This window comes from Bacillus sp. FSL M8-0256 (genome assembly GCF_038005765.1).
Classification (GTDB): Bacteria; Bacillota; Bacilli; order Bacillales; family Bacillaceae; genus Bacillus; species Bacillus safensis.
This window is the reverse complement of record NZ_JBBOTU010000001.1, coordinates 3,303,123-3,315,100: the sequence shown is the minus strand read 5'-3', so window position 1 is coordinate 3,315,100 and position 11,978 is coordinate 3,303,123. Positions and strand designations below refer to the sequence as shown.

Genomic DNA, 11,978 nt, shown 5'->3' with positions numbered 1-11,978 from the left:
TTGAGAAAAACAGATCGTTATCCTGTAAAAGGGGTCAATTCGCTGCGGCAAGTCTATCGGACAGTTCCCTTTTTCAAAGTGGTGAAAAACTTCATTTTTATTCAAATGGCAAGGTACACGCCTTTTATGGGAATGAAAAATTGGATTTACCGAACCTTTCTTCGTATGAAGGTCGGCGAGGATACGGCGTTCGCCTTAATGGTGATGGTTGATCTGATGTTTCCTGAGAAAATCACTGTCGGTCGAAATAGTGTGATCGGCTATAACACAACCATCTTGTCCCATGAGTATTTGATTAAAGAGTACAGACTTGGGGAAGTCTATATTGGTGATGAAGTCTTAATTGGAGCTAATTCAACTATTTTACCTGGTGTGACCATTGGGGATGGAGCGATCGTATCGGCTGGTACACTTGTTCATAAGGATGTGCCAGCAGGCTCATTTGTTGGAGGAAATCCAATGCGCATGATTTATACGAAAGAAGAAATGGAAGCACGTCAATCTACGTCTGCTGAGTAGCTCGGCAGACTTTTTTGTTGACAATGTGACATGGTGTAACTATAATGATTACAACAGAGGTGAGAAAACATGAAAATCAGCAGCAGATTTACTGTCGCTGTCCATATTCTGGCCTTGCTATCACTTGAAAAAGGATCATTACAGACATCGGAGGATATCGCGGGAAGTGTGAATACAAACCCAGTGGTCATCCGCCGCATTATGAGTAAATTAAAAAAAGCAGGTCTAATCTCAACGAGTCTTGGCAAAGGTGGTTCTCAGCTGAACCGCAGTGAAGACGACATCACACTGCTCGATGTGTATAAAGCGGTTGAAGTCGTAGATGAGGGAGAATTGTTTCAAATTCATGAAAGCCCAAATCCTGACTGTCCGATCGGTGCAAATATTCAAGCGGTGCTAGAATTAATTTTATGCCGCGCTCAAAGTGCGATGGAGCAAGTGCTTGCTGAGATCAAATTAAGTGAACTAACGCATGTGCTAATCAAAAAAATTGGATGATCTATTCAATTTTTTTTACCTCTGTTGTAACCGTATTAGTTACACCTTTCTTTATCAACATAAAATCATATTGCAGGAGGAGTTAACATGAAAATTGGAATTATTGGTGCAACAGGTAAAGCAGGACAAGAAATTGTGAAAGAGGCCCAATCAAGAGGACATGAAGTAACGGCAATCGTCCGTGATGCACAAAAGGTGACAGATTCATCTCTAGCTGTTCTTGAGAAGGATGTGTTTCACTTGCAAGCAGAAGACATCAAAGGCTTTGATGTGATTGTAAATGCATTTGGCGCACCTGCTGGAAAAGAGCATCTTCACGTAGAAGCTGGGAAAAAGCTGATCGATATTTTAAAAGAGGCTCCTGAGACTCGTTTGATCGTTGTGGGCGGAGCAGGAAGTCTATTTGTAGATGAGGCGAAAACAACAAGACTAGTGGACACACCAGAGTTTCCTAAAGAATATGCTGCTACGGCTTCACAGCAAGGAGAAAACCTAAAAGATCTTCAACAGACAGAGGGATTAAAATGGACCTTCCTCAGCCCAGCTGCATTCTTTAATCCAGCTGGCAAACGTACAGGTTCTTACGTGAAAGGGAAAGACCATCTGATTGTCAATTCTAAAGGTGACAGCTATGTGAGCTATGCTGACTACGCCATTGCGCTCGTTGATGAGGTGGAGCAGGCAGCCCATGTTGGAGAACGTTTTACCGTTGTATCTGAAGCTGAATAAGCAGTTTCATGGCCGCCTAAAAACGATAAATAGGGAGTCTAACGTATGAATGAGCAAGAATTGTCTTTCATCTATGTATGGGATGCGTATTGTGGCTGGTGTTATGGATTTTCAAACAGTATCCGCACTTTGCATGAAAATCATCCGGAGATATCATTAACACTTGTGTCGGGTGGTTTATTTGTAGGAGAAAGAAGTCTTCCAATAAAGGATTATCCACACATTCCAGAAGCAAATCAGCGTATTAGTCAGCTGACTGGTGTCGAGTTTGGTGAACGTTATCAGAAGCTGTTAGCAAACGGAATGTTTCTTTTAGACTCTGAGGCTGCGGCCATTGGTTTTTCTGCATTAAGATCCATCGCACCTGAGCGCGCATTGTACTTGGCTTCATCGATGCAAAAGGCTTTTTATCAAGACGGAAAAAGCCTAAGTGATGAAGAAACGTATCGGGAGATCGCTTTAGCGCATCATCTTGATCCTGACGCAGTCATAGAACGCATGAAAACAAAAGAAGCGATGAATGATGCGTATGCCGACTTTGCCAAGGTTCATCAACTTCATGTGAACGGCTATCCTACACTTTTATTAAAAAGAGGGGATGAATACTTCAGCCTGGGCGGAGGTGCGATGACAGCTGAAAAGCTTGAAGACCGTCTGATGGAATTACTAGAAAAATAAATCATTCAAAAACAACCTCTATGAGGATAGAGGTTGTTTTTTTACGCTTTAATGATAATCGCCTGACTGCCCATCTGTTCCCAAGAATCTTCTATTTCTATAGGTGCTTTTTTATTTTTTATTTCTAAGTAATAATGAATCAAAAAACCAATAAATAAGTGAACTAACTATTATGGTTAATATCACCTCAAATTTGTTTCTAAATGTTGCATCAATAATTAATACATTTACGATAGCTGATATTATTATATAAATTAGAAGGTACTTCAAATTGTATTTTGTTACTTTATTATAAAGTATTAATTGTAGAGGAACACAAAAGATTAAATAAAATAGAGATATAAATGGTAAATAAATTATAAAATAAGAAATGCTCAATCCATTAAATAAATATTGATAAATAGTTATAAATAAGCTTAATGTAATAGAGCTAATTATCATACATGAAATAAATTTAAAAGTTATAGATAATATTTTGAAAAACTTGTCATTATTCATACACTATTCTCCTTAGGAATTATTGTAATATAAATTAAATTATGGTAACGTAATGATTGTAACATATTAAGCTTAATTGAGGTGTTCTAATGTTGAAAAAAATAATATTTTACTTTAGTGTTTTGATTGCTGTTTGTTTAGTTTCCCAACATGCTTATGCGTCTAATGAACAAGGTATATCTATTCGCAAGAATAGTACTTATGCAACTATTGTTGCTAAAGAAAAGGGAGATTATTATAAGCTCTATGATAATGATAAATTAGTTTATGAAGGTAAAAAAGATGAAATAAAAGTGAAAATTAAAGATGAAATACAAAAATATAATTTGGGTATCTATAAAAGTAACAAATTAAAAAAAGTAATAGCTATCAAAATCGACAATAGTTCTTATTTGGAACCAAAACAGTCAAAAAGTTATATGAAAAGCAAAGCTTTTTCGTCTAACAATGAAAATGAGTTATATCCTGAACAAGAAATAGTAGATAACTCAATTAATCAAAATGGGTTAGATACTCATTCTAGCTCAGATGGTGTTCGCCTGAAGTGGGGAAAAATACAAGGAGATAATGGAGTTTACTCTATATACAGAGATAACAAACTTTTGAAAAAGACAAAGTCAAAAACCTATTTTGACTCTAATGTGAAGCCTGGAAAAAGTTATACATATAAAGTCGAGACGAATGTTCCACTAAGCAAGAAGTCTCAAAATAAAGTGAACGAGTTGTTAGCTAAAAGGAAAATTAATAAATCTAAGTTAACTAAAAGTGAAAAATCAAAACTCTATAATATTAGTGCAGAGTTTTCAAGCATTGTTGAAATACCAAAGTTGACAGAGGACTCACTAAAATCTCCACTTGGGTTATTAACAAGTAAAGGAGAAGAAGGAAAGTCTAAAGCTCTATCAACAAAAGCAGCTTTTCCCAAAAATGATGCATATAGTATTATTTATAACACATTCATCCCATATAAATCTGTTAAAGATCCAAACTTCTTAAAAGGAGGCTATTTAAAGGGTGATAATCGGGGATTTAATATAAATGCTACAAGTAGTCGTACACATTCAGTAGTAAACTTGCAATTTCAGAATCCACTTTCTATATGGATGCCAACAAAAAAAATTGGCAGATCCTATAGATGCTCAGATGCTGCATGTAAAAAAGTTATAGAAAGTGCAGTTGCGTCTAATAAGGCAATCTTTATAGATGTAACTGACACAAGTAGTAAAAAATTAGGGTTTAAGTTTTATCATTCTGCGAAAATCCCATTTAATACAAACTTTCCTGGTGTTTCTTATCCTTCTATTGATTCAAATTGGAAACTTACGATGACAAATTCAACTTTGGTGATAAGTGGTAGTCATGATAAAGCACCTAATCATGAGATTTATCTAGCTTCAATGGGTGGGCAAAAAAGACAACTTTATACTTTTTTTGTAACAAGTCCTAATGATTTTGTTAATTTACTTGAGATTATGCCTAGAAAGTCATTTAAAAATACATTATAAATAAAAGACAGTGAAAGCTCCACGATGAGTATTCACTGTCTTTTTCTGTTTAATTATATAATGATAATCGCCTGACTGCCCATCTGTTCCCAAGAATCTTCAAATTGATCACGGTCGACTTTTTGATTCTTTTCTCCATAGGGGTTATTCAAGTAGACATGCTCCTTGTCATAGCCTGTGATGACCACGCTATGCATATTAAAGCTTACATCTATTTTGCCATTTGGTGTATTCCATGTTTCGATGTTATCTGTTTTGTCAAAGGTGGATGTCGTAATCACCCAGACAGGATAGCCTTTTTCAAGGGATTGATAGATGGCCTTTTTAACAGGCTTTCCGGTTAAGTCGACTACTTGATCGCCCGCGTATTTTTTCGCAAGCTGATAAATCGGTTCGTGGTAAACCCCAAGACCCGGTCCATTCTCCATATCGCCTACAAACCCGTCATGAGGGTCTCCTTTTAAGCCATTTTCATAATTGAGCGGAACGCGTTTGATTTCATTTGCCAATGTGTTTTTCGTTACTTGCTCATAGCCGCTGTAATGAAGCAGCATCGCTAAGCTCGTGACTTCGCATCCGTTATAAAGCCTTGGCGCATCCATTTGATTGTAGAGAATGACGTCCATGGCTTTTTTGCTTCCTTTTAATGAATGATGTGTGGTTTCTGCTTTTTTCGTTGAACGAGTTTCTTCAGCCGCAAGTGCTGTATCGTTTTCTTTTGCTGCTTTTTGCGGCGAAGCTGTTTTCTTGACTTGATCGATTTGTGAAACGTATATAAAGCCGAAATAAACAAGACATGCGCACAACAAAGTTAAGATGAATGTCTGGATGAACTTCACTGTTAATCTCCTGTGTTATTCAATATTTTTAAGTATTATAGCACGTTCCTTCATCGAACATACAGAAAAGGCACAGGTGTCACTTGAATGTAATAATTCCAGAATATGTTGATGAAAATAGAGAGAAATAAAAATGATTGATTTAATCGCTTTATTTTGTTAGCATATTATCATATTAGCGAACTAAAGGATTCGGAATTTTTTGTTTTAATGTGTTGGAGGTGCGGAAGAAACATGTTTATGTTTGAGAAACCATATGGTATGCGGGATTCATTACCTGGATTGTATGAGACGAAAAAAAAAGTGAGGCATTCCTTAACAGAGGTCATGACTGGTTGGGGTTTCCGTTTGATGGAGACACCAACGCTTGAATTTTACGATACAGTCGGTGTTCAATCGGCGATTACTGATACACAGCTTTTTAAGCTTCTTGATCAAAACGGGCAAACTCTAGTGCTAAGACCTGATATGACAGGTCCGATTGCAAGAGTGGCGGCTTCCAAGCTTCATGAACAGGCGTATCCGCTTCGTGTTGGGTATGCAGCCAATGTGTTCCGCGCCCAGGAAAGAGAAGGCGGAAGGCCGTCAGAATTTGAGCAGGTCGGAATTGAATTGATTGGTGATGGTTCGATTAGTGCAGATGCTGAAGTCATCGCGCTTGCCGTATTTGCCTTAAAAAATGCCGGGCTAAGGTCCTTCAAAATCGCGATCGGGCATGTCGCTTTAGCAGAAACGTTATTTGTTGATGTACTCGGAAATACAGAGCGTGCAAACGTCCTTCGCCGCTTCTTATATGAAAAGAATTATGTGGGATACCGTCAGCATGTGAAACAATTACCGCTTTCCTCCATCGATAAAACGAGGCTGTTACAGCTTTTAGAGTTAAGAGGCGGCCAAGAGGTTATAGAGCGGACAGAGGAAATCGTTGTTTCACAAGAAGGAAAAGAGGTGCTCGCACAGTTAAAGTCGCTTTGGGAGACACTTGAAGATTACGGCTGTACAGAATATATCCGTTTAGATTTAAGCATGGTGAGTCATATGAGCTATTATACGGGTATTTTGTTTGAAGTATTTGCAGATCATGTTGGGTCGGTCATCGGAAGCGGCGGGAGATATGATCAATTGCTTGCTCACTTTGATGCACCTGCGCCAGCTACAGGGTTCGGACTTCGACTAGACCGTCTTCTTGAAGCGCTCGATGCAAAAGAAATCATTGAGCCGCAGGAGGCTGTGATTTTTAGTAAAGAACAAAGACTGGAAGCCTTTGCTTTTGCAGAAAAGGAGCGGTCAAAAGGGAAAAAGATCGTCCTGCAAGACTTAGCGGGGATTGAAAATATTGACGCGATGACCAAGGCATTTGAACAGGTGACTTATTTTATCGGCGCTAGAAAGGAAGAGCGGAATGGGTAAAGTGTTGACGATGGCGATGCCAAAGGGCCGGATATTTGAAGAAGCAGCAGGGCTGTTAAGACAGGCGGGGTACCAGCTGCCAGAGGAATTCGAGGATTCAAGAAAATTAATCATTGATGTACCAGAAGAAAACCTCCGCTTTATTTTAGCCAAGCCAATGGATGTGACCACCTACGTAGAGCACGGCGTGGCGGATGTTGGCATTGCAGGGAAGGATGTCATGCTCGAAGAAGCTCGTGATGTGTACGAAGTGCTCGATTTAAACATCAGTAAATGTCATTTAGCTGTTGCTGGATTGCCAGGAGCGAGCTGGGGTGGTGTCGCACCGCGTGTGGCAACAAAGTACCCAAATGTCGCATCATCCTATTTTAGAGAGCAAGGGGAGCAGGTGGAGATCATTAAGTTGAATGGTTCCATAGAATTAGCACCGCTCATTGGGCTTGCCGATCGCATTGTAGACATTGTCTCTACAGGTCAAACATTAAAAGAAAATGGACTTGTGGAAACGGAACATATTTGTGATATCACGTCACGTTTTATTGTCAATCCTGTGAGCTATAGGATGAAGGATACGGTGATCGATGAAATGGCGCAGCGTCTTGCAAGAATTATTGGAGAAGGGGAGGAAACATCGTGAACATCACCTATCTACAAGAAGGTGAGACAGATACTCTCTCACTCAAACGGTCTTTAGATACAGGAACAGAAGAGCAGCGTCAGGCTGTTCAGCGCATTATACAAGAAGTGAGAACAAATGGTGATGAAGCTGTACAGTCTTTTACAAAGCAATTTGACGGTGTGTTGATTGAAGATCCACTTGTCACAGACGATGAAATGGCAAAAGCCTGTGACCGCTTGGATAAAGAGATGGTTCAGATTATTCAAACGGCTATCAAGCATATTCGCACATACCACGAGCGCCAGCTGACATCCTCTTGGTTTTATCACCAAAAGGACGGCTCAATGCTTGGACAAAAGGTAACGCCGCTTGATGCAGTAGGTGTGTATGTCCCTGGTGGAACAGCTGCTTATCCATCATCTGTATTAATGAATGTGATTCCTGCGCTAGTCGCTGGCGTTGAACGAATCGTTCTTGTGACACCCCCTGGGAAAGATGGTCGTCTTTCTGACGCTGTACTGGCTGCGGCGAAGGAGCTTGGTATTTCTGAAATGTATAAAATGGGCGGAGCGCAGGCGGTTGCGGCACTTGCCTATGGAACGGAAAGCATCAAGCCTGTTGATAAAATCACAGGTCCAGGCAACATTTATGTCGCGCTGGCAAAGCGGGAAGTATTTGGTCAGGTAGACATTGATATGATTGCAGGTCCAAGTGAAATTGCAGTTCTAGCAGACGAAACAGCAGTCGCGCATGAGGTAGCGGCGGATTTACTTTCACAGGCAGAGCATGATGCGCTGGCATCTAGTATTTTGGTAACACCGTCTAAGACACTTGCTGAAAGTGTGCAGGCTGAAGTTCGAAAGCAGCTGGATACTTTGCCGAGAAAATCAATCGCAGCAAAATCTATACAAGATCATGGCCGTATTTACGTGACAGAATCAATCGAACGTGCAGTAGACGTCATCAATCAATTAGCACCAGAGCACTTAGAGGTGCTGACAGCATACCCAGAATCACTTCTTGGTCAAATCAAGCATGCTGGCGCAATTTTCTTGGGACGCTATAGTCCAGAGCCGGTGGGCGATTATTTTGCAGGGCCGAATCATGTGCTGCCAACAAACGGAACAGCTCGATTCTCCAGCCCGCTTGGGGTGACTGATTTTCAAAAGAAAACGAGCATTATTTCATATAGTCAAGAAGCCTTTGAAACACACCGGGAAAGCATTGCGGCTTTTGCCAGATTAGAAGGGCTTGAAGCACATGCAAGGTCGATTGAAGCGAGAAAGCGGGAGGAATCGTAATGAGACAGGCGAAAACAGCGAGAAAAACAAATGAAACGAACATTTCATTAGCGCTAGAAATTGATGGAGAAGGAAAAGCGGATATTCAAACAGATGTCCCTTTCATGACGCACATGCTTGATTTATTTACGAAGCATGGACACTTTAATTTGACCGTCGATGCGAAAGGAGATACGGATGTTGATGATCACCACACAACAGAAGATATCGGCATTGTACTTGGGCAAATGTTTAAGGAAGCGTTAGGCGATAAAAAGGGAATTAAGCGGTATGGCTCCAGCTTTGTTCCGATGGATGAAACACTTGCCCAGGTCGTGGTCGACTTAAGCAATCGTCCTCATTTGGAAATGAGAGCGGCCTTTCCGAGTCAAAAGGTTGGTACCTTTGATACAGAGCTAGTGCATGAGTTTCTGTGGAAATTTGCACTTGAAGCCCGGATCAATCTTCATGTGATTGTTCACTACGGAACCAATACACATCATATAATTGAAGCCATTTTTAAAGCGATGGCACGTGCCTTAGATGAAGCAACAACCATTGATCCACGTGTGAAAGGAATTCCTTCAACAAAGGGGATGCTCTAATGATCGGAGTTATTGATTACGGAATGGGAAATTTGTTCAGCGTATCAAAAGCACTGGAACGAGCAGGTGCCCGCTATATCGTCTCCTCTGATGTGGAGGAGCTGAAAAAAGCAGATGCTTATATATTGCCCGGAGTAGGTTCGTTTCGTGATGCAATGCAGCTGTTAAAAGAGACTGGACTTGAGGCGTTTATTCACCAAGTTGTGCAGGAAGGAAAGCTGTTATTCGGCATTTGCCTTGGCATGCAGCTGTTATTTGAAGAAAGTGAAGAGGCAGGCCTCACAAAAGGATTGGGGCTGTTAAAAGGGCGTGTCGTTCTTTTAAAGGACCGTGATCAGGACGGGCAAAGGCTGAAGGTACCTCATATGGGATGGAATGAGCTCACATTTCATCAGCCCTCCTCATTGTTTGACGGTGTACCAGAAGGATTTGCGTACTTTGTTCACTCTTATTATGTGAGCGATATGAATCCAGATGAGCAATTAGCAAGCGCGGACTATGGTGTTCAAGTACCAGCTGTTGTTGGCAAGGGAAATGTGCTTGGAGCACAGTTTCACCCTGAAAAAAGCAGTACAACGGGAATGGCGCTGCTCAAACAATTTATTCAATTAGCAAACGAACAGAGGGTGAGCAAATGAGCGAGTTTATATTATATCCAGCGATTGATATGAGAAATGGCAAATGTGTACGTCTTGTGCAAGGAGATTACGATCAAGAAACCATTTATGGAGATTCACCGCTCGACATGGCCGCGCAATTTGCGAAGGATGGAGCAGCATGGATTCATCTTGTGGATCTAGATGGTGCAAAAGCAGGGAAACGTGTCAATCATGAGCATGTGCTGGCGATTGCTTCTTCTTTAGATGTGAAGGTACAAATCGGCGGCGGTATTCGGACAGAAGAAGACGTTGCCTTTTATTTAAAGAGCGGCGTAGATAGAGTGATTCTCGGCAGCTCAGCTGTTTCGAACCCAGCCTTTGTGAAAAAAATGCTGGCGCAATATGGAGAGAAAATCGCAATTGGGATTGATGCGCGAAACGGCTTTGTATCGACTGAAGGATGGCTTGAAACGTCTAAAGTGAAGGCAGAGGAACTCGGCAGGGAATTGGCAAAGGAAGGCGCAGAGGTCTTTATTTTCACCGATATTCAAATGGATGGCATGCTGTCTGGTCCCAATGTAGAAAGCACGGTTCGCTTAGCAGAAGCAACCGGCAAACAAGTGATTGCTTCAGGTGGTGTCAGCGCAGTAGCTGATCTTCAAAAGCTGTCAGCGCAAAAACAGTCTGGTGTGTCTGGTGCGATCGTTGGAAAGGCACTTTACACAAAGCAGTTTACTTTAGCAGAAGCATTTGAAGGGCTTGACCGCATATGATGACAAAACGAATCATTCCATGTCTTGATGTGAAGGAAGGGCGTGTTGTCAAAGGGGTGCAATTCCTTGGCTTAAAAGATGCTGGTGATCCGGTTGAATTGGCGCAGATCTATGATGAGGAAGGGGCGGATGAACTCGTCTTTCTTGATATTTCTGCTTCTCATGAAGGCCGGAAAACGATGGTGGATGTAGTCAAACAAGTCGCGTCTACGCTTGCGATACCATTTACAGTGGGAGGCGGGATTAACCACCTTGATGACATGAAGCGTATATTAAGAGCAGGTGCAGACAAAGTATCTGTCAACACAGCAGCTGTGTTAAGACCGGAACTGATTTCAGAAGGTGCTGACTTTTTTGGCTCACAGTGTATCGTTGTCGCAATTGATGCAAAATACGATGAAGAGAAAAAAGCATACATGGTCTATACACACGGAGGACGCCGTCAAACAGATTTAGAGGTCAGCGACTGGGCGAAGGAAGCTGTGCAGAGAGGGGCAGGAGAGATTTTGCTGACAAGTATGGATGCTGATGGTGAAAAGACAGGCTTTGACCATCGATTGACAAAGCTTGTATCAGAGGCGGTCAATGTGCCAGTGATCGCTTCTGGCGGCGCTGGCAATGCTCAGCATATGCTCGAGGCCTTTACAAAAGGAGAAGCTGATGCAGCATTAGCAGCATCCATTTTCCATTATAAAGAAACCTCCATTCAAGAGGTGAAGACATATTTGAAAGAATACGGGGTGAAGGTCAGATGAAACAGGCAAATGAATTAACCTTTAATGAAGCGGGCCTGATTCCTGCGATTGTACAGGATGCTCAAAGTAAGGAAGTATTGACGCTTGCATATATGAATCAAGAATCCTATGAAAAAACGCTGGAGACAGGTGAAACATGGTTTTATAGCCGGTCGAGAAACGAGCTTTGGCACAAAGGCGCCACCTCTGGACATACCCAGCAAGTGATTTCTATTCGATATGACTGTGACAAGGACGCTCTGCTTGTCCTTGTCGCGCCAAGCGGCCCAGCCTGCCATACTGGCAGCTATAGCTGTTTTTCGGAAGAAGGGGTAAAACGCCTGAGCGAAGAGCAGGAACGTTTTGCGATATTAAATGAACTTGAACAAGTCATTGCAAAGCGTCAGGCGGAAATGCCAGAAGGGGCTTATACAACCTATCTATTTGAAAAAGGGGTCGATAAAATCCTGAAAAAGGTAGGGGAAGAGGCGTCTGAGGTGATCATTGCAGCGAAAAACCGGGATCAAGAAGAATTGAAATGGGAAACTGCTGACCTCCTCTATCATCTTCTTGTATTATTACGCGAACAGCAATTGCCGCTTGATGATGTATTAAAGGTATTAAAAAAACGTCATCAAGGTGAATGAAAAGCCGGGGGATATCCCAGGCTTTTTATTTTTAAATGAAAAACA

15 protein-coding genes are annotated in these 11,978 nt (G+C 41.4%); 13 read left to right on the top strand and 2 right to left on the bottom strand.

The window, feature by feature from the left end; all coding sequences use genetic code 11:
- The 4 genes from NSQ76_RS17235 to NSQ76_RS17220 all read left to right on the top strand — a co-directional run bounded on the left by NSQ76_RS17235 (position 1) and on the right by NSQ76_RS17220 (position 2,424).
- Complete coding sequence (locus NSQ76_RS17235; RefSeq protein WP_024423568.1) at positions 1-519, top strand: acyltransferase; 519 nt, start codon at positions 1-3, stop codon at positions 517-519.
- Positions 520-588: 69 nt separating this feature from the next.
- Entirely contained in the window at positions 589-1,017 is a 429-nt protein-coding gene (locus NSQ76_RS17230; protein ID WP_024423567.1) for an Rrf2 family transcriptional regulator, read from the top strand.
- Positions 1,018-1,104: 87 nt separating this feature from the next.
- On the top strand, positions 1,105-1,746 hold the full coding sequence (locus tag NSQ76_RS17225) for an NAD(P)-dependent oxidoreductase (protein ID WP_061110127.1): 642 nt from the start codon (positions 1,105-1,107) through the stop codon (positions 1,744-1,746).
- Between the two features lie 45 nt (positions 1,747-1,791).
- Positions 1,792-2,424: a DsbA family protein gene (locus tag NSQ76_RS17220; protein ID WP_341055093.1), complete on the top strand. Its 633-nt coding sequence runs from the start codon at positions 1,792-1,794 to the stop codon at positions 2,422-2,424.
- 111 nt (positions 2,425-2,535) lie between these two features.
- On the opposite strand, the gene NSQ76_RS21010 is transcribed toward NSQ76_RS17220, so the two are convergent.
- Positions 2,536-2,865, bottom strand: coding sequence for a UPF0715 family protein (locus NSQ76_RS21010; RefSeq protein WP_445661676.1), 330 nt, complete (start codon positions 2,863-2,865; stop codon positions 2,536-2,538).
- A gap of 146 nt (positions 2,866-3,011) precedes the next feature.
- On the opposite strand from NSQ76_RS21010, the gene NSQ76_RS17215 reads away from it, so the two are divergent.
- Positions 3,012-4,427, top strand: coding sequence for a hypothetical protein (locus NSQ76_RS17215; protein ID WP_034623798.1), 1,416 nt, complete (start codon positions 3,012-3,014; stop codon positions 4,425-4,427).
- Positions 4,428-4,480: 53 nt separating this feature from the next.
- Here the strand turns inward: NSQ76_RS17215 and NSQ76_RS17210 are convergent, their stop codons facing one another.
- The gene (locus tag NSQ76_RS17210; RefSeq protein WP_034623800.1) at positions 4,481-5,266 is read right to left on the bottom strand and encodes a C39 family peptidase; all 786 of its coding nucleotides are present in this window, start codon (positions 5,264-5,266) and stop codon (positions 4,481-4,483) included.
- Between the two features lie 234 nt (positions 5,267-5,500).
- On the opposite strand from NSQ76_RS17210, the gene NSQ76_RS17205 reads away from it, so the two are divergent.
- Genes NSQ76_RS17205 through hisIE form a run of 8 tightly spaced genes read left to right on the top strand, consistent with a single transcriptional unit; the run spans position 5,501 to position 11,933 of the window.
- Positions 5,501-6,676 carry an ATP phosphoribosyltransferase regulatory subunit gene (locus tag NSQ76_RS17205; RefSeq protein WP_034623801.1) on the top strand — a complete coding sequence of 392 codons (1,176 nt, stop codon included), beginning with the start codon at positions 5,501-5,503 and terminating at the stop codon, positions 6,674-6,676.
- Complete coding sequence (gene hisG / locus NSQ76_RS17200; RefSeq protein WP_024423562.1) at positions 6,669-7,313, top strand: ATP phosphoribosyltransferase; 645 nt, start codon at positions 6,669-6,671, stop codon at positions 7,311-7,313. The genes NSQ76_RS17205 and hisG overlap by 8 nt, the downstream gene beginning before the upstream one ends.
- Positions 7,310-8,596, top strand: coding sequence for a histidinol dehydrogenase (gene hisD, locus NSQ76_RS17195; protein ID WP_034623803.1), 1,287 nt, complete (start codon positions 7,310-7,312; stop codon positions 8,594-8,596). Before hisG ends, hisD begins: the two co-directional genes overlap by 4 nt.
- The gene (gene hisB, locus NSQ76_RS17190) at positions 8,596-9,180 is read left to right on the top strand and encodes an imidazoleglycerol-phosphate dehydratase HisB (RefSeq protein WP_034623804.1); all 585 of its coding nucleotides are present in this window, start codon (positions 8,596-8,598) and stop codon (positions 9,178-9,180) included. The genes hisD and hisB overlap by 1 nt, the downstream gene beginning before the upstream one ends.
- Positions 9,180-9,818 (top strand): imidazole glycerol phosphate synthase subunit HisH, encoded by a 639-nt coding sequence (gene hisH, locus NSQ76_RS17185; protein ID WP_341055082.1) that lies wholly within the window; start codon positions 9,180-9,182, stop codon positions 9,816-9,818. Before hisB ends, hisH begins: the two co-directional genes overlap by 1 nt.
- Entirely contained in the window at positions 9,815-10,552 is a 738-nt protein-coding gene (gene hisA / locus NSQ76_RS17180) for a 1-(5-phosphoribosyl)-5-[(5-phosphoribosylamino)methylideneamino]imidazole-4-carboxamide isomerase (RefSeq protein ID WP_034623806.1), read from the top strand. The genes hisH and hisA overlap by 4 nt, the downstream gene beginning before the upstream one ends.
- Positions 10,549-11,307 (top strand): imidazole glycerol phosphate synthase subunit HisF, encoded by a 759-nt coding sequence (hisF, locus tag NSQ76_RS17175; protein ID WP_034623807.1) that lies wholly within the window; start codon positions 10,549-10,551, stop codon positions 11,305-11,307. The genes hisA and hisF overlap by 4 nt, the downstream gene beginning before the upstream one ends.
- A complete protein-coding gene (hisIE, locus tag NSQ76_RS17170; RefSeq protein WP_024423556.1) occupies positions 11,304-11,933 on the top strand; it encodes a bifunctional phosphoribosyl-AMP cyclohydrolase/phosphoribosyl-ATP diphosphatase HisIE in 630 nt (209 codons plus the stop codon). The genes hisF and hisIE overlap by 4 nt, the downstream gene beginning before the upstream one ends.
- Positions 11,934-11,978 lie beyond the last annotated feature (45 nt).

Excerpts from the sequence above, each read along its gene's own strand:
- NSQ76_RS17230 (WP_024423567.1), top strand. The coding sequence starts at position 589 with ATGAAAATCAGCAGCAGATTTACTGTCGCTGTCCATATTCTGGCCTTG.
- NSQ76_RS17225 (WP_061110127.1), top strand. The coding sequence starts at position 1,105 with ATGAAAATTGGAATTATTGGTGCAACAGGTAAAGCAGGACAAGAAATT.
- NSQ76_RS17220 (WP_341055093.1), top strand. The coding sequence starts at position 1,792 with ATGAATGAGCAAGAATTGTCTTTCATCTATGTATGGGATGCGTATTGT.
- NSQ76_RS21010 (WP_445661676.1), bottom strand. The coding sequence starts at position 2,865 with ATGATAATTAGCTCTATTACATTAAGCTTATTTATAACTATTTATCAA.
- NSQ76_RS17215 (WP_034623798.1), top strand. The coding sequence starts at position 3,012 with ATGTTGAAAAAAATAATATTTTACTTTAGTGTTTTGATTGCTGTTTGT.
- NSQ76_RS17205 (WP_034623801.1), top strand. The coding sequence starts at position 5,501 with ATGTTTATGTTTGAGAAACCATATGGTATGCGGGATTCATTACCTGGA.
- hisG (WP_024423562.1), top strand. The coding sequence starts at position 6,669 with ATGGGTAAAGTGTTGACGATGGCGATGCCAAAGGGCCGGATATTTGAA.
- hisB (WP_034623804.1), top strand. The coding sequence starts at position 8,596 with ATGAGACAGGCGAAAACAGCGAGAAAAACAAATGAAACGAACATTTCA.
- hisH (WP_341055082.1), top strand. The coding sequence starts at position 9,180 with ATGATCGGAGTTATTGATTACGGAATGGGAAATTTGTTCAGCGTATCA.
- hisA (WP_034623806.1), top strand. The coding sequence starts at position 9,815 with ATGAGCGAGTTTATATTATATCCAGCGATTGATATGAGAAATGGCAAA.
- hisF (WP_034623807.1), top strand. The coding sequence starts at position 10,549 with ATGATGACAAAACGAATCATTCCATGTCTTGATGTGAAGGAAGGGCGT.
- hisIE (WP_024423556.1), top strand. The coding sequence starts at position 11,304 with ATGAAACAGGCAAATGAATTAACCTTTAATGAAGCGGGCCTGATTCCT.